Consider the following 18,500-nt stretch of genomic DNA (forward strand, 5'->3'; position numbering starts at 1 on the left):
TGTTAGCAGTGTGCCATTCGGCCATTGCACGCAGGTAATAAATTCAATTTAACAATAAATACGATGGGAGGAAAACAATGCAGGGAAGCTAACCAATAACCAAATAAACAAACCAATTATCAATTAATTATGAACCCCAATTAACATGGAAAAAAATTTACGAAAAAGATTAAGACATGGTGCATTGCTGCTAATGGCTATGCTGTTGCTAAGCCTCACGGGCTATGCGCAAACCATAAAAATTACAGGTAAAATTACCAGCGCCGATAATACCGGACCATTGCCCGGTGTAACCGTTAAAGTAAAGAATGCAGCAACCGGCACTTTATCTGGTGTTGATGGCAGCTATGCCATTAATGCAAAACCCGGCGATGTGCTGGTATTTAGTTTTTTAAGCTTTACTACCCAGCAAATATTTGTAGGCTCATCTTCGGTTATTAACGTAGTGCTTAAACCATCAACCAACGATTTGAACGAGGTTGTGGTAATTGGCTATGGCACCAAAAGGCGAAGCGACCTTACCGGATCTATATCGTCAATTACATCGGCCGATCTTCTTAAAACCCAGCCAACAACCTTTGATCAGGCCATGCAGGGCAAGGTTGCAGGTGTTGTAATACAGCAGGTATCTGGCCAGCCGGGTGGTGATGTAAATGTGCAGATTCGCGGTTTGGGCGGTTTCTTAGGCGCGCCGCCATTATACGTTATTGATGGTGTGCAAATACCGCCCAACGGCCAGTCGGCTATACCGGGCAACGGTACCAATCCGCTATCCAGCATAAACCCTTCGGATATCGCCTCTATCGATGTGTTAAAAGATGCTTCGGCCACAGCTATTTATGGTTCACAGGCATCCAATGGTGTTATTATTATTACCACAAAAAAGGGAGCCTCCGGGCCGCCGCTTATCAGCTATGATGGTTACCAGGGCTGGCAAAAATTACCCAAGTATTATGATGCAATGGATTTGCGGCAATACGCCACTTTCATGAATGAAAAGAGTGCCATCATCGGTTACGACAAACGGCCGCAATTTGCCAATCCGCAATACCTGGGTGTGGGCACCAACTGGCAAAAAGCCTTGTACCGTACCGCGCCAATGCTAAACCATAATATAGCTATCAGCGGCGGCGATGACAGGACAAAATACTATTTATCGGGCACCTATTTCTCACAGCAAGGGATTGCGCTGGGCTCTGATTTTAAAAGGACTTCGATAAAAGCAAACATCGATAACAAAACCACCAACTGGTTAAAGGTTGGTGTAAACCTGAATATGGCACACGTGGCCGAAAATGTGGCTACGTCCAATACCGGGGTAATTTTGCAGGCCCTTAACCAAACCCCGGATGTAAATGTAGTAAACCCCGATGGCACATGGGGCGGTAATGATCCTAACATTTATGGCGCAACTGGTACCAACCCGTTCGCTATAGCCACTATTGTAAAGGATTTTAAAAGCCGTTACCAATTAATGGGCAACGCCTATGCCGAAATACAATTTACACGCGAACTTACCCTGCGCAACGAAGTAGCCGGAAACTTTGACTTTGCCACCGAGGATTATTTCAATCCATCGTATGTTATGGGTGCTTATTCAAAAACCACCAACAGCGGTACGACAACCAACGCGCAAAATTTTTACAATTCAATCTCCAATTATTTAACCTACCAGCATACGTTTGCAAAAAAATACTATGTTAACGTAGTAGCCGGGCACGAAGCTCAATTGCTTAAAAGCAGCGGTTCTTCTGCTACCCGCACCAATTTTGCAAGTAATAACGTGCAAACCATAAGTAGCGGTGATGCAACAACTGCTACCAATACCGGTGTAAAAGGGCAGGGATCTTTAGAAGCCTATTTTGGCCGGGCCAACTTTACCTATGATGACCGGTATTTGTTAACCGCTACGGTACGTCATGACGGCTCATCAAAATTTGCCGAAGCACACCGGTGGAATACCACTTACTCAGGCGCGCTGGCGTGGAAGATAAACCACGAAAGCTTTCTTAAAGGCGTGAGGGCTATCAATGATCTTAAACTTAGAGTTGGTTATGGCCTGGTAAACAATCAAAATATAGCCGAATATGCCTACGGTTCAACATTAAGCACAATACCCACCGGCTTGTCGGGCAACTCGCAGATAACCAGCACAACGGGTAATCCCGATATCAAGTGGGAAACTACAAGATCATATAATGTTGGCTTGGATGCCTCTGTGTTAAGCGGGCGGATCGGATTTTCTGTCGATGCGTACTACCGTAAAACAAATAACCTGTTGCTAAGCCTTACCATGCCTTATTACTCAGGTACATTCGCTTCGGGCGGATATTCGCCGGGGGCGGTGCAGGCGCCTTATGTAAATATTGGTGCGGTGGGCAACCGGGGATTTGAGTTTACATTGTCGACCCAAAATGTGAAATCGAAAGACTTTAACTGGAACACCAATATTAACTTTTCCAGGAATGTGAACAAAGTACTCGCTTTGGTTGATGGCACCCCCGCAATAAACGGCTCAGTAACCAAAACTGTAGTTGGCCGGTCAATAGGTGAATTTTATGGTTACCAGGTACTGGGCATTTACAAAAATGCTGCCGACTTTACTAAATATCCTGCGTTATCCCAAAACGGAGGTGGCTCGATACCTATAACTCCCGGATCGGGCGGTGTTTGGGTAGGTGATGTTATTTTTAAGGATATTAATGGCGACGGGATAATTGATGCCCGTGACCAAACCTTTTTAGGATCACCTTTACCTAAATTCCAGTACGGGATCAATAACAGCATTAACTATAAAAATTTCGACCTGAATGTTTTCATGGTTGGTAATTACGGCAATAAAGTTTATAACCAGATAAAGGTAAACGGCGAGAATCCTAATCAAAACTTTGGCTATTTCCCTTCTGTGCTCAACTATGCCAAGATCGGGCTGATTGACCCGACCGGCTCTGCATCGGATATTAACAACGTATATATCACAAACCCATCTACCAATATTATGCGGATAAGCCAGAGCAGTGGTAACGACAATCAGCGTTTTTCTGACAAATACATCGAAAATGGGTCGTTTTTAAAATGTAAAAGTATCGCCTTGGGGTACAGCTTTTCAAACAACATTTTAAATAAGATCAAACTACGGTCATTACGGGTGTATGTTAACGTTACCAACGTTTTCACGGTTACCAAATATACCGGCTATGATCCTGAAATTGGTTCGTGGAACCCATTGGCAGCGGGTATTGATAACGGATATTATGCTCAGCCGCGTGTTTACACAGTTGGTCTTAACGTATCGCTAAATAACTAAAATTTAAGATGATGAAACTCATAAAAATAAATATGGTACTGCTGTTTGTCGTTATGATAAGCAGCTGCAAAAAGGATTACCTTAACCGGCCACCCTTAACCGGTATAACCAAAGATAACTTTTATAAAAGTGGTTCGGATTTAAGACTGGCTACCGCGGCACTTTATGCCCAGCCCTGGTCTAACTGGAACAATTTTCCGCTGCTTGGTGTTGGCGATATCATGAGCGGTAATATGCTGCAGCCTTATAACGCCGATCTGGTTCAGTTTACTACCTTTTCTATAACAAGCCAAAACTCCTATATTACCCAGTCGTGGCAGTCTTTTTACGACATAGTTGCCCATTGCAACATTAACATAAAAGCCATTAACACCAGCCTTCCGGATAGTGTGGCTGTAAGCAGTAAAAAAGGTGCGCTTGGCGAATTGAAGTTTATACGCGCCACATCTTATTTCTTTATCGCGCAACTGTGGGGCGCCGCGCCAATTATTGAAGATAATGACAAACTGATAGCAAATCCGCTGGTGCCCCGTCATAAGCTTACCGACGTCTATAAATTCATCATAAATGATTTAAGATATGCTGCAGCTAATTTGCCAAGAGCAGATCAGCCAGGACGTGTAACTACATGGTCGGCACAGGGCTTGTTGGCAAAGGTATATTTAACCAGGGCAGGTTTAGGCCAAAACGGCACCCGCAAACAATCTGACCTTGATAGTGCCGCGTATTACGCCGGCAATGTTTGCAACACCAGTGGTTTAACGTTGTTACCAAGCTATTACAACCTTTTCAGGACCCAGTATAATGATAACCCCGAATCATTATTTGCTTTTCAATGGGCGCCAGGTGTAGGCTATGGGCAAGGTAACGCTATACAGGCTCAATTTGCCCCCAGCGGCAGCCTGGTTACCGGCGGCGGTGGCTGGGGCGGCGCCATTGGCCCAACCCTTGATTTGGCTAACGAGTACAGCATGGATGACTCCGTGCGCCGCAAAGCCACATATATGCTTACCGGCGATAAATATCCTGAGCTTAACGCCGCAAATGGCGGGTATACCGCTACGGGTGTAAATGTTAAAAAACACATTGTTGGTACTGCTGCAGATAATAATTCGCCTACTATGGACCTATGGTCGTCGATCGAGCATAACACCGTTTTACGCCTGGCCGATGTATACCTGGTATATGCCGAAGCCTTGTTAGGCAACAACGCTTCTACTGCTAACCCGCAGGCGCTACAATATTTTAATGCTGTACGCAGCAGGGCCGGGGTAAGCACGGTTACGAGTATTACGCCAGATATGATCTGGAAAGAACGGCGGATTGAACTGGCATTTGAAGGCCAGTACTGGTTTGATTTGGTGCGCCTTTCTTACTATAAACCGCAGGCGGCCATTAATTCTCTTAACGGTCAAAAAAGGCAACAGTTTACCTACAATCAAGCTACAGGCGTAAAAACACCGTCGCCTAACGGATTGATCATCACCCCGGCCACAGTTGCAACATTTACGCTGCCTATACCGGCAAATGATCAAACCGCCGATCCCAAGCTGCTGGAGGAACCTGTAGCTTATTATTAACAGTATTCTTGATCATTGATATAATTTAAACATCATGAAAAAATTAATTTATCATATTAAAGGCTGCCTGGTGCTTGCCTTGCTTGCCGCGGTGGTTGTTATGCAGCCGGGCTGTAAAAAGGATGCTTCACCATCAAAAGGCACCCCGGTAATTACCGCTATACGCAATTATGTAGCCCATCCCGGTGATTCGCTTTTAAGCAGCGTAGGCACGGGCCAGTGGGTTGTAATTTCAGGTAAAAATTTAAAAGGTGCGCTCGCTATTAATTTTGACGGGGTAAAAGGCTCTTTTAACGATGCCTGGTTTTCAGATACCAGTGCAATCGTATTAATCCCGGCGGTTATCGCGTTCCCTTCGGTACCTTCAGATAAGCTGAATACTATTCAGTACGTTACCAACCATGGGCAAACTACGTTTTCGTTCCCTATTGTTGCACCAGCGCCTACAATTACCGGCGTTTCTAATGAAGATGCCAACCCTGGCGACTCGGTTAAAATCAACGGACTAAGCTTTTTCTTTATAAAAAGCGTTACCTATGCCGGGATTAATATTACCAGTTATAAATCATCAAATGATGGTACCAGCATCAGCCTGGCAGTACCTGCGGGTGTTACGCAAACCGGTGGCATTGTAAGTGTTACAACAAAATCAGGTTCGGCCACCTCTGTTTATAAGGTACATGACTTTGTAACAGGCGTGTTGAATAATTATGATAATGTAAATAACTTTTCATGGGGATCGGGCACATCTAACAGCTCTGCAGCCTATCCTGGTAATAATGGCTATTATGGGCTATTGCAATCAACTAACATTCCCGCGGGAGACGGATCCTGGTGGAATGGCGGGCGGTCCATCAATACAAATGGGGCGCAGTGGGTACCTAAAGCCAGCTTAAAGGATACAGTGGACCATTATGCTTTAAAGTTTGAAGTATCTGTAACTACGCCATGGTCGGCCGGTGCTATCCAGATTGTTAAAGATTACTCCTGGACATATTCGGCCATTTATCGCCCGTGGAAGAATGCCAACGGTTCAACAACGCAGTTTACTACAAAGGGCTGGCAAACGGTAACCATACCACTATCAGAGTTCAGAACAAATAATGGTACGGGAATCCCAGCCGCCAGCCTGACGGAGTTGCTTGGGGCCGAGGGGGCGGGTGCTATCAATGTTACATTTATTAACGATGGCACAACTACCATCAAAACTTCTGAGATAGCTGTTGACAATATCAGGGTAGTAAGAATAAAATAAGAAGAGAGTTTTAGTTGAATATAAGTGGATGCCAGGGGCCTTTACCGAGAGGTCCCGGCATTTTTTTAGGCCTCATCGGCTCAGCACTTTCTCAGACGGGTGTCGTCCTTATTTGTTTGGTCATAAATAGTCTGAAAAGTGCGCAAAATGTGTGGTTCTGCTAAAAGGGCTTAAATATTATAAAAATGAAAACATTGAATTTTTTAAGAGTATTATTTTTTGTTGCGATTGCTTCTTTTTTTTCCTGTAAAAAGGCGAATAATCCAGCCGCAGAATTAACAGTTAATCAGTCCGTAATTACATTTACGCCCGAAGGCGGAACGCAGGACTTTTCTGTTGCAAGCAATGCCACATGGAACATCAGCAATCCGGGTTCTTCGTGGCTGCAATTGAATACAACATCTGGTAACAGCGGCAGTACTGTCATTCATGTAACAACGCTGTCGCAAAATGCCACAGGGCTAACACGCTCCATCGTTTTAGAAGTTAGTTCGTCTAATGGTCAGTCAAGAAGGGTAACGGTGTCGCAGGCAACCACTATCTATCCAACTTATAATACCTCGCCAAAAGCAGCTGACGCAACGGGAATGAGCAGTAATGCTGTTCAGTTGGCCGCTAAAATAAAATTAGGATGGAATATCGGTAATACCCTGGAAGCTTCTGGTGGCGAAACAGGCTGGGGCAATCCGCTTATCACCGAAGATTATGTAAAATTTGTAAAACAGCAAGGCTTTAACGCTATACGCCTTCCATGTGCCTGGAACATGGGCCATCTAAGTAACCAGGCAACTGCACAAATAGACGCCAACTGGCTTAACAGGGTGAAAGAAGTGGTGGGGTATTGCGTAAAAAATGATATGTATGTCTTACTCAATATACATTGGGATGGCGGCTGGCTTGAAAATAACGTTACGAAGGTAAAGCAAGATTCTGTTAACGCTAAACAAAAGGCGCTATGGGAACAAATTGCAACGGCCATGCGCGATTTTGACGAACACCTGATGTTTGCCAGCGCCAATGAGCCGGCTGCAGATGATGCCGCGACAACAGCAATACTTTCCACCTATCATCAAACCTTTATTAACGCAGTCAGATCAACCGGTGGTAAAAACGCCTATCGGGTATTGGTGCTTCAGGGCCCTTCTACCAACATGGAAAAAACAAGTGATTATATGACATCCCTTCCGCAGGACCAGGCGGCAGCCCGGTTGATGGTTGAGGTGCATTATTACTCGCCGTTTCAATTCTGCTGCCTGCTGGACAATGATGCCAGCTGGGGTAAAATGTTTTATTATTGGGGCGCAGGGCACCATTCAACTATCGAACCTGAACGAAATGCCACCTGGGGCGAAGAAAGTGATGTTGATGCCTCTTTCAATAGAATGAAGACAAAATTTGTCGACAAGGGAATTCCTGTCCTTTTAGGGGAGTATGGCGCCTACAGGCGTGACAATAGTGCGCATGTTCCTTTAGATCTGCCAACGCACGAGGGCGCAGTAGATTATTGGAATACCTATGTTACGAAACAAGCGAAATCCAACGGCATGCTGCCATTTTTCTGGGATACCGGCGGTGCTTTGGACAGACGAAATTATACTGTAAAAGATCAGCGTACTATTGTTGCCATCAAGGCAGGTGCCAATTAAATGAATGCCTGTGGCTTTTACCAAAAGACACAGGCATTTTTACACTACACCAGTTTTATTTATCAGCATAACCAATACAGGCCGGTAGTTTATACAGGAAGTTTAAGAGAATTTGACATGAAAAAAGTTTACAGTAAAGGCATCGGCTGCAACGGGCAATATTTACAGTAAAACCATATCACCAGGGTTGAAGGCATCTGCTGTTGAAAATTACGGCCGCAAATAAATAGCACCGACAAGAAGAAAAGAAATAACATTTTATGAAATATACCATTGCCTGTTTTATGGCATTTTTCGTGGCCGGCGGCGTTTCGGCGCAAAATAAAAGTGAGGTTGCCCTTAAAGCGAAGATCAACAGCATCGTCAGTAAAATGACGCTGGAAGAAAAAATAGGCATGCTTCACGGCAACGCGCTGTTTTCTTCGGCAGGCGTAAGCCGTTTAGGTATCCCGGAGCTTACCTGCGATGATGGCCCCTTAGGCGTACGGGAAGAAATAAAACGCTTTGACTGGGCGTCGGCTAACTGGACAACTGATTCTGCCACGTTTCTGCCAAATGGCTCGGCAATAGCGGCCACATGGAATCCCGTAATGGCAAACCGCTATGGCGTAGTTATAGGCCAGGAAGCAAATGCCCGTAAAAAGATTGTAATGCTTGCACCGGCATTCAATGTTTGCAGGATGCCGCTATGCGGCCGTACCTATGAATATTATTCGGAAGATCCTTATCTGAACAGCCAATTGGCTGTTCAATCTGTAAAAGGAATTCAAAGCCAGCATGTAGCAGCCTGTATAAAACATTTTGCTGCCAATAACCAGGAACTTAACCGCGATAGCGTAAACACCTTAGTTGATGAAAGGGCTTTACGCGAAATTTATTTCCCGGCATTTAAAGCAGCCGTACAGCAGGGTAATGCCTACACCATTATGTCGGCCTACAATAAGCTGAACGGCTATTGGTGTTCCGAGAATGATTTTTTATTAAATAAAGTGCTAAAAAACGAATGGGGCTTTAAAGGATTGGTCATGTCAGATTGGTCGGGGACGCATCATACCGTTGCAGCGGCAAACAACGGGCTGGATATTGAAATGGGATCAAGCGGACCGTATGATCAATGGTATTTTGCCCAACCCTTACTAAAAGCTGTTAAGGAAGGCCAGGTTCCGGTAAAAACAATTGATGATAAAGTGCACAGGATTTTGTGGGTAATGTACCACACCTCCATGAGTACTAACCATCCTAAAGGGTCTATCGCTACACCGGCGCATGCCAAAGCCGCCTATGATATTGCCTCGGAATCCATCGTTTTGCTAAAAAACGACAACCATTTGTTGCCTTTAAAAGCAGATAAGATTAAAAGCATTGCTGTCATCGGCGATAATGCCATCCGTACATTTGCTTTGGGTGGATACGGCGCCGGTGTAAAAGCCAAATATGAGGTTACCGCGTTAGCAGGTATAAAATCAAGGTTCGGTAAAACAGCGAGCATCAGTTTCGCCCAGGGTTATAAAGCAAACTACCTGGCAAATAATAGCGACAAACAAAATAGTGGTTATGATCAACCCAATCAAAAACTGATTGATGAGGCGGTAGCGCTTGCAAAAACCAGCGATGTCGCCATTTTATGCATCGGTTCCAATCGTGAATATGAAAGTGAAGCCCATGACCGTAAAAACCTGGAACTGCCTTTTGGCGAGCAGGCCTTGGTTAACGCGGTTACCGCAGCCAACCCCAATACTATTATTGTAATCATGGCCGGCGCTCCGTATAATCTGAATGAAATCAAAAAATCCAACCATGCAGTTGTTTGGTCGTGGTTTAACGGTTCAGAGGCCGGTAATGCACTGGCCGATGTATTAAAAGGTGTTGTAAACCCGTCAGGCAAATTACCATTTACTTTTCCTGTATCGTTAAAAGATTCCCCTGCTTTCGCTTTAAATACTTATCCGGGTAAAGGCGCTACGGCAGAATATAAAGAAGGCATCCTGGTTGGATACCGCTGGTACGACACTAAGAAAATTCAGCCACAGTTTCCATTTGGTTATGGGCTTTCTTATACTGATTTTTCTGTCAGCCACTTTTCGGTAGACAAAAAAAGCTACGGAAAAAATGAAACCATCCGTGCAAAATTCACTATCAAAAATACAGGCAACCGTTATGGGGCCGAAGTTGTGCAGTTATATGTAAGCGATCCGGTTTGTTCGGTTCTGCGTCCTGAAAAGGAGCTTAAAGGTTTTAAAAAGATATTTTTAAAGCCCGGTGAAACAAAAACCGTCGAACTGGATGTAAAGGTTGGCGATCTGGCTTTTTATGACGAAACAAAAAAAGCATGGAATGCAGAATCCGGTGAATACATCCTTCAGTTAGGTAATTCATCACGTAACATTATTCAGAAAGTGAAAATATCGGTTAAATAAATATTGAATAGGTAAAATCGTTTCTGTTTATTTTGAATGTATTTAAATGAACTCCGAAGTATTTGTTAACGGAAAATCGCTTGGTGTTCGCCCGTGTGGTTATTCGTCATTCAGTTATGATCTTTCGCCTTTATGTATGCCCGTTTTGATAAGGGTTAGCCTATTTGCTACCGCCCGTAACATCGTTGTTGAATTTTGCTACATCGACTGGTTTGAACAATAGTTGCGAAAACATATACAAATCGTTCTTCCATACCCTAAAATCATGTACACCGGGCTCAATGTAGAAGATATGGGGGACATTGTTTTTAACAAAGTAGTCGTGGGTACGCTGGCTAAATGATATCAAATTGTCATGATCGCCGCAGGAAATCCAAAGTAGTCTCAATTTACGTTTGGCCAGTTCAGGGTTAGGAAGGAGTTCTTCGGGCTTACGGGTATTGGGAGCGGAAGAAAACCCGCCGACCCACGCAAAAGTGTCAGGATTTCCCAATCCAAAATTGAGCGACTGCCCGCCGCCCATAGACAAACCGGCCAATGCCCGATGCTCCCGGTCTTTATAAGCCGGATAAGTGACAACATCGCGGAGCAATCAATAAGAATAGGATTTTTAATTAACGATATGATCAATCATTTATACCGCCTGCAGCAATGCCTTGCATTGCTGTTATTTTGTACATCGGCCGCCCACTCACATTCAAAGTCGGTTGCCGACTCGTCCTCTTTTTATCAAACTGTAAGAACCTACGTTAATCCTGTCCTGCCCGGTGACCACCCAGACCCTACATTATTGAAGGTTGGAGATGACTTTTATCATTGCGGTTCTACGTTTCATTTCAATCCCTATTTACCCATCTACCATTCTAAGGATCTGGTGCATTGGCAGGTGACCAGCCGGGTTTTACCGCCAGCTAAAGCGGCTTGGGTAACAGATCGCCCCTCGGCGGGTATCTGTCAGGGTGCCATAACTTATTTTTATGGCTCTTACTGGATCTACTTTTCTGCAAACGGTCAATGGTTTAGTAAGGCGAGCTCGCCTGCAGGTCCCTGGACAGAGCCAGTACAAGTGAAATCAAATGCGGTGACCGGGAACCTGGGTTATGATAATTCTATTTTTGTTGATGACGACGGTAAGCCCTACATGGTGATCAAGAACGGGCAGAGGGTGAATCGTCTGCAGGAATTAGGCCGTGATGGCCAGTTAACCAGCACTGTGATCAATATGGATTGGGTTAACACTAATCTGCAATATAGTTGGGCAGAAGGGCCGGTAATGTGCAAGCGCAATGGATTTTACTACTATTTTCCCGCCGGGGATGTGTCCGGCGGCCAGTATGTGTTGAGGGGAACTGCTTTGACCGCCGATTCGACCAGGTGGGAACGGCTGGGCGGTTTCTTCAAGCCGGTTACGGATCCTAAAGTCGGGTTTCGCAGGCCAAATCATATTTCGGCTCCTTTCTAATTAGCCGATGGCACCTGGTGGACAATAGGGCAGAGTTACGAAAAATATGAAGGAGATGATTGGTCTGGGTTGGGCCGGCAAACAGCCTTGTACCCGGTAACCTGGGAAGGCGACCGGCCCTGGGGGATGGCGCCTACCACCAAACCTATTATTAAACCTAACCTTCGGCAAGCCGGCATTCCCTGGCGGAGTGTTAAAACCGATTATTTTAACCGCGGCACGCTCGATCTTAACTGGCATTTCTTAACCAGGAAAGCCAGCACCCGTTATTCGCTCAGTGAGCGCAAAGGCTGGATCCGGTTGAAGCCCGATACCGGGCGTACACGTAGTGCAAAAGGAAACAGACCATTATTATACAGCAGTGACTGAAGTGGATCTTAATGCCACAACAGCAACAAGCGAGGCCGGGATTTACCTGACCGACGGTAGCGAAAAAGTGGTTGCCAAATTATTTACGGGTTATGAGCAAGGTAAAAAGATCACTTTCGAGTTAGACACCGCCAGGCGCAGCATTCCGAACAGCTTTGGAAATAGGGTATGGCTTAAACTGGAAAGGAATCAGCATTTACTGCGTGCCTGGTGCAGCGGTGATGGTAAAGCCTGGACGCCTGTTGGTATGCCTGTTGATGCCGCCGGCCTGGATAAAACACAGCCCAATTACAATTCCTGGGTAGGGACAAGCGTAGGATTGTTTGCGGAAGGCCAGCCAGCCGATTTTAATTGTTTTATTTGTAAGGATGGCACATCGGCGATGCCAGCCGTTGGGTACAGCAACTATTACGGTATCATGACCGTGAACGACGCATCTGGTAAAAGTGTAGCCAATACTTCGGACTACGGCGGCTGGTTCATGCTTTCGGGTGTCGAACTCGGTAACAGGTCGCCGTCAGCTGTTAGTGTATTGGCTAATGCCAAGGTAAACGGGCAATTTGAAATTTGGGTGGACGATTTGCAGCGCGGAAAGTTGATTGCTAAAATACCTTTTAACCGCAAATTTGGGTGGAGGTACTACCGCTGCGGGCTAAAATGGCTTACCGGTCAGCACGATGTCTTTGTCAAATTTCCGGCTAAGGCGGCAAGGGGATTGGTAATCAAAAGCATACAATTCTTGAATTAATTAGGGAAGCTTCTCAATAGTGGAAAAGGGATCCGGTATACGCTGATACTTAAAACATTTTTTTGGCAAGAAAAGAACAATATTATCATTAATTATCCTGGCGTTGCCCGCGGGGGGAGGCTGGTCGGCTATAAACCGAATATATCATCTTTAAAAACTAAAACTGATGAAAGTAGCAATAAGCTTTTTTTTAATGGCTTTACTGGTATTGGTCGCCCAAAGCAGTTTTGCGCAGGAGGTAATTAAGAATACCCATAATCGGGCTGCTTGATTGCCGCAAACGAATGTCGTCATCCGAATTGAGTTATCGAATCGTGCTAATGCGATAGCTGCATGTATTTTCTTTGCAATCGCATGAAGGTCTTGGCGGCTTACAGCGCAAATACCTGGCCTCCGTAAGGCCAACTGGAAGTGATGCGGTGATAATACCGACTACAGACCAAACGAACCACCTATATTGGCTTCCATTACGGCAATAGATATTTATCACCACATAATTTTCCATATATCAATATATCGTACATTTGAAATAACCCTTGGGCAATTTGAATCCTGATATATTCCATATTAATCTGTACCATGTGGCTGCCATGGCAACCCTGTTTTCGGGGTTTACACTTGCGCTGCTTTTAGCTTTCGCAAAAAGGGAAGGCCAGGCAGCCAACCTGTTTTTAAGTGCCGCTTTGGCGGTAATTGTACTGAAGACGGGCGGGCTTTCACCAATTTTGTTACCGGCGCTGGGGCCGCTGTTATATTTTTATGTGCGGCGGATGACGGTACCAAACCTGCGATTTGGCTTAAAAGATATTTTACATTTTTCCCCTTTGCTGGTTACCTATTGGATGCCGGGCTGGCTGGTGCTCATTTCGGTTGTCATTTATTTATACCTGTCGCACCGGTTGATACAGCATTTTTATAACCGCCTGCAGCCGGTGCTCATGGATAGGCCGCGCTTTGCTTTCCGCCGGTTGGATAAGGCCTTGCACCTGCTCGCCTTGCTTTGCATATTATGGCTGTTTAATGATGTCTTGAGTTTTGCTGTTGCTTTTGTGCTTATTGGCGTGGCTGCAGAAGTGATGCTAAAATTGGATAGCAGCATACAATCGGCCACGCCGATAACAGATAGATACGATGTAAAGGAAAAAAGCCGCAGGGTAAAAGAGGCCGTAGCCGCAAACCGTTATTACGAGGATGCCGAACTGACATTGACCACCCTGGCAGCAAAGCTGAATATCCACCCGCACGATTTATCGCGGATTATTAATGTGGGGATGGAAAAGAACTTCAACGACTTTATTAATGAGTTCAGGGTTCGTGAAATTGCCCGGAAGATGCGGGAACCGGCTCATAATCGGCTCACATTGCTGGGGATCGCCTACGAGTCGGGGTTTAACTCCCAAAGAACTTTCAACCGCGTTTTTAAAGAGATGACCGGCAAAACCCCGGCAGAATACAAGAACGGCCTGAAAAAAGAGTTGCCAAATGATAAGTTGGCCATCTCATCACACTTACCACCGGTAATATTGCGTTCAGGAAGCCCAGCAGGTTGGGTTCCTGTAAAATTAAATCGCAATTATATGCTCAGAAATTATTTGAAAATTGCCTGGCGCAACCTTATTAACAATAAAGTATTATCGCTTATTAATATAGGCGGCCTTGCAGTGGGCATGGCGGTGGTAACGCTGATTAGTTTGTGGATTTTGGATGAAGTATCATTTAATAAGTATCACGATAATTACCGCCATATAGCCCAGGTAATGCAAAATGTGACCATTAATGGCGAAGTAAAAACCTCGTTCCATCAACCGTACCCCCTGGCGGCCGAGCTACGCAAAAATTACAGCAGCGATTTTAAGTCTGTAGCCATGTCGACACTCCCGAGAGATTATATCCTGGCTTTAAGCGATAAAAAGCTGAACGAGCAAGGCGTTTTTATGGAAGCCGGCGGACCAGACCTGTTTACATTAAATATGCTTAAGGGCAGGCGCGATGCTATAAAAGACCCATCATCTATATTAATATCCGCGTCGACAGCTAAGGCATTTTTTGGAAATGGGGACCCTATGGCTAAAGTATTAAAGCTGAATAACCTGGATAACCTGAAAGTAGCCGGCGTTTATGCAGATCTGCCCGAAAACACCACGCTTGCCGGTTTGGCTTTTATTGGTTGCTGGGACCGCTATGCCACAAATTATAGATTAAGCGGAATGAGAGAGCCGTGGGGGCCCGGCATTGTTAATTTATATGTTCAATTGGCCGATAATGCCGACGTCGGAAAAGTGTCTTTAAAAATAAGAGATGAAATGCTGCGGCATTTGAAACCGCTTTCGGCTAAAACAAAACCGGCGCTGTTTCTGCAGCCGATGAATAAATGGCATTTGTACCATGAGTTTAAGGACGGAAAAAACACCGGCGGCGAAATACAATATGTGTGGCTTTTTGGTATTGTAGGTGTGTTTGTACTACTGCTGGCCTGTATTAACTTTATGAACTTAAGTACAGCCAGGTCTGAGAAACGCGCGCGCGAGGTAGGTATCCGCAAGGCAATTGGTTCATCCCGCAGCCAGTTGATACAACAGTTTTACGGCGAATCGGTACTTTGCGTATTACTGGCATTTTTAGTGGCTTTACTAATAGCAAGATTAAATCTCCCGGCCTTCAATCAGCTGGCCGGTAAACAAATAGTTATTCCATGGAACAGCCCGGCGTTTTGGCTCGCCGGCATTGGCCTTAGTTTGGTTACTGCTATTATCACCGGCAGTTACCCGGCGCTCTACCTGTCGTCATTTAAGCCAGTAAAGGTATTGAAGGGTGCGTTCAGGGTTGGGCGGCTGGCTTCAGCCCCGCGTAAAGTACTGGTGGTGCTTCAGTTTACAGTTTCTATTGTGCTCATCATCGGTACCATTGTAGTTATCCGGCAGATACTTTTTGCCAAAGACCGCCCTATAGGTTACAGCCAGGACAGATTGATTACGATACCCGTCCGAACCATTGAACTCCATCAACATTTTGATGCGATAAAACAGGTCCTTATGAGTAACGGCACAATAACTGAAATGGCCGAAGCAGATGCCCCGCCTAACAAGGTTGCCGGTACTACCGATGGAGTGGGATGGCCTGGACAAGACCCTAATCTGGATATCAATTTCGGGCAGGAGGATATTTCATACGATTATGGCAAAACCATTGGTTGGGAATTTAGCGCAGGCCGCGATTTCTCGCGTTCATTCCTTTCCGATTCATCAGCGGTAATCATTAACCAGGCAGCAGCTGATTTTATGTCCATTAAAAAACCGACAGAAAACCACATAACTTTTTTTGGCCAACGGTTTAAAATCATAGGGGTAACTAAAGACATCATTAACCGGTCGCCTTATGAACAGGTGCAACCTATGGTTTATTTTCTATCGAAATGGGCGGGAGGCTGTTTACTGCTAAAGATAAGTCCGAAAATGAGCGCCGGCAAAGCCATTCGCAACATTGCTTCAGTGTTAAAAACCGAAAACCCGGAACAGCCATTTGAATACCATTTTGTTGACCAGGAATATGAAAAAGAATTCGGTGATGAAGAACGCATAGGGAAGCTGGCTACTGTCTTCGCCGGCCTGGCTATATTTATCAGTTGTCTCGGGCTGTTTGGTATGGCATCATTCATGGCCGAACAGCGCACTAAAGAAATAGGTGTACGCAAGGTGCTTGGCGCTTCAGTGTTCGCCCTGTGGCAATTGTTATCGAAAGATTTTGCCATACTGGTGTTTTTGTCAATAATCATAGCCTCGCCTGTGGCTTATTTATTTATGCATAACTGGCTGCGTAACTATCAGTATCATACCGAAGTTGCCTGGTGGATATTTATTGTTACAGCTATTGGCGCTATACTCATCACATTAATAACGGTAAGCTTCCAGTCCATAAAAGCCGCACTGGCAAACCCGATAAAAAGTTTGAAGACAGAATGAGGTTTCATTCAACTTTAAATTTCTCCGGCTCCTATAAATCAATTACCGTAAGTTGAACGTATGTTTGGCTTGTGGGTTTTTTTGTTATGAAGTTCTCAATCTATAAAGTTTCGTTCAACTATAACATCTTAAGCTAAATTGATTTTTAATCGCTACTTGCCTAATCAAAGGTTTCATTATATTTGCTATCCAGGGTATCAGATAAAACGCCGCTCCCTAAAAAACACAAGCTTATATTTATGTCACAATCATCTACTGCAAAGGGTAAGGTATCTTCTTTTTTCTCGGTCTTAAAACAAGCAATAAAGGGACAGGAGGTTGATTTGACCTCGATCAGCATAAAAAGGGCAATTGTTTTGTTAGCCATCCCCATGATGCTGGAAATGGCCATGGAATCTGTTTTTGCACTGGTCGACCTTTATTTTGTGGGTCATTTAAAAAACAGTAGCCATGCTATACAAACAGTGGGTTTAACCGAATCTGTTTTAACCGTAATATATTCGCTGGCCATAGGTTTAAGTATGGCCGCAACGGCGGTTGTTGCCCGTCGCATTGGCGAAAAAAATCCGGAGGCCGCGTCAAAAGCCGGTATGCAAACCATCGTCATAGCAGTACTTATTAATCTGGGTATAAGTATTTTTGGATTTTTACATGCCCGGGGGCTGCTTTTGATTATGGGTGCTTCGGCAGAAACTGCAGATCATGGAACTCCATTCGTTCGCATTATGATGGGCGGCAGCATCATTATTGTACTGTTGTTTTTGATTAACGGGATTTTCAGAGGTGCCGGTAATGCCGCCATAGCCATGCGTAGCTTGTGGATTGCCAATATGGCAAACATTATTTTATGTCCTATTTTTATCAGGGGGCTTGGGCCCATCCCGGCTTTTGGATTAACGGGTGCAGCCATAGCCACCAGCATTGGTCGTGGTTTGGGCGTTACTTACCAGGTTTACAATTTATTTAATGGTAAAAATGCCTTAAAAATCCGCATAAGCTATTTTATACCCGACTGGCAGCAAATTAAGGCGATTATTAAAATTGCTGCGCCGGGTATTTTACAATTTGTAATAGCCAGTTGCAGCTGGATATTTTTGGCGCAATTGGTTGCCACAACAGGGGGAGACCATGGCTCTGCCGGTTATCAAACATCGCTCCGGCTGATGATGTTTTTCCTGCTGCCCGCCTGGGGTTTAAGCAATGCTGCCGCAACGTTGGTTGGGCAAAATTTGGGCGCCGGGCACCTGGAGAGGGCAGAGCAATCGGTATTTCAAACTATAAAATATACGGTTGTGTTTTTAGGCATCGTGAGCATCCTGTTTTTAACCTGCGGGCATTTGTTTGCCTCATTTTTTACAGACGATGAAGAGGTTAAGAAGATAGCCACCCGCTCTTTGCAAATTTTAAGCGGGGGCTTTATTATTTATGGTGTTGGTATGGTTTTAACCAGCGCGTTTAATGGTGCCGGCGATACCTGGACACCAACAAAAATTAACGTTTTTACATTTTGGTTATTCCAAATTCCTTTCGCTTATTTAATGGCTAAGTATTTTGGAATGGGTCCAACGGGCGTTTTTGTAACCATCCCCATTTCCGAAATAGGATTGACCATAGCCGCTTACATATTATTTAAACGTGGGAAATGGAAGAAAACGATGGTTTAGCATTTAACCTTTTAAATTTGAATAAGCGGTTTTTCTAAAAGGCGTGCTGTGCTTCATTAACTTAGGCTAAACCCAGCCTCGATGGGCGGGATT

The 18,500-nt window shown here is 44.8% G+C and carries 11 protein-coding genes; 10 read left to right on the plus strand and 1 reads right to left on the minus strand.

The genetic code is table 11. The features are described from left to right. The first annotated feature begins 145 nt into the window (after window positions 1-145). The 5 genes from PQ469_RS11395 to PQ469_RS11415 all read left to right on the plus strand — a co-directional run bounded on the left by PQ469_RS11395 (window position 146) and on the right by PQ469_RS11415 (window position 10,205). Window positions 146-3,307, plus strand: coding sequence for a SusC/RagA family TonB-linked outer membrane protein (locus tag PQ469_RS11395; RefSeq protein WP_274213076.1), 3,162 nt, complete (start codon window positions 146-148; stop codon window positions 3,305-3,307). 8 nt (window positions 3,308-3,315) lie between these two features. Further along, complete coding sequence (locus PQ469_RS11400) at window positions 3,316-4,887, plus strand: RagB/SusD family nutrient uptake outer membrane protein (RefSeq protein ID WP_274213077.1); 1,572 nt, start codon at window positions 3,316-3,318, stop codon at window positions 4,885-4,887. A gap of 34 nt (window positions 4,888-4,921) precedes the next feature. After that, complete coding sequence (locus PQ469_RS11405) at window positions 4,922-6,142, plus strand: glycan-binding surface protein (RefSeq protein ID WP_090645922.1); 1,221 nt, start codon at window positions 4,922-4,924, stop codon at window positions 6,140-6,142. Window positions 6,143-6,327: 185 nt separating this feature from the next. Further along, window positions 6,328-7,788 (plus strand): cellulase family glycosylhydrolase, encoded by a 1,461-nt coding sequence (locus PQ469_RS11410; protein WP_274213078.1) that lies wholly within the window; start codon window positions 6,328-6,330, stop codon window positions 7,786-7,788. Window positions 7,789-8,048: 260 nt separating this feature from the next. Next, complete coding sequence (locus PQ469_RS11415; protein WP_274213079.1) at window positions 8,049-10,205, plus strand: glycoside hydrolase family 3 C-terminal domain-containing protein; 2,157 nt, start codon at window positions 8,049-8,051, stop codon at window positions 10,203-10,205. A gap of 160 nt (window positions 10,206-10,365) precedes the next feature. Here the strand turns inward: PQ469_RS11415 and PQ469_RS11420 are convergent, their stop codons facing one another. Further along, window positions 10,366-10,797 carry an alpha/beta hydrolase gene (locus PQ469_RS11420; protein WP_274213080.1) on the minus strand — a complete coding sequence of 144 codons (432 nt, stop codon included), beginning with the start codon at window positions 10,795-10,797 and terminating at the stop codon, window positions 10,366-10,368. Between the two features lie 30 nt (window positions 10,798-10,827). Between PQ469_RS11420 and PQ469_RS11425 the strand changes: the two genes are divergently transcribed. From PQ469_RS11425 to PQ469_RS11445, 5 genes are all read left to right on the plus strand, one after another. Next, window positions 10,828-11,667, plus strand: a complete 840-nt coding sequence (locus PQ469_RS11425) for a family 43 glycosylhydrolase (protein WP_274213081.1) — start codon at window positions 10,828-10,830, stop codon at window positions 11,665-11,667. 69 nt (window positions 11,668-11,736) lie between these two features. After that, window positions 11,737-12,036 carry a beta-xylosidase family glycoside hydrolase gene (locus PQ469_RS11430; protein ID WP_274213082.1) on the plus strand — a complete coding sequence of 100 codons (300 nt, stop codon included), beginning with the start codon at window positions 11,737-11,739 and terminating at the stop codon, window positions 12,034-12,036. Continuing rightward, window positions 12,029-12,784 (plus strand): carbohydrate-binding protein, encoded by a 756-nt coding sequence (locus PQ469_RS11435; protein ID WP_274213083.1) that lies wholly within the window; start codon window positions 12,029-12,031, stop codon window positions 12,782-12,784. The genes PQ469_RS11430 and PQ469_RS11435 overlap by 8 nt, the downstream gene beginning before the upstream one ends. A gap of 545 nt (window positions 12,785-13,329) precedes the next feature. Continuing rightward, a complete protein-coding gene (locus tag PQ469_RS11440; protein ID WP_274213084.1) occupies window positions 13,330-16,743 on the plus strand; it encodes an FtsX-like permease family protein in 3,414 nt (1,137 codons plus the stop codon). A gap of 239 nt (window positions 16,744-16,982) precedes the next feature. Further along, window positions 16,983-18,407: an MATE family efflux transporter gene (locus tag PQ469_RS11445; protein WP_274213085.1), complete on the plus strand. Its 1,425-nt coding sequence runs from the start codon at window positions 16,983-16,985 to the stop codon at window positions 18,405-18,407. The last annotated feature ends 93 nt before the right edge of the window (window positions 18,408-18,500 follow it).

Source organism: Mucilaginibacter sp. KACC 22773, from assembly GCF_028736215.1.
Lineage (GTDB): Bacteria > Bacteroidota > Bacteroidia > Sphingobacteriales > Sphingobacteriaceae > Mucilaginibacter.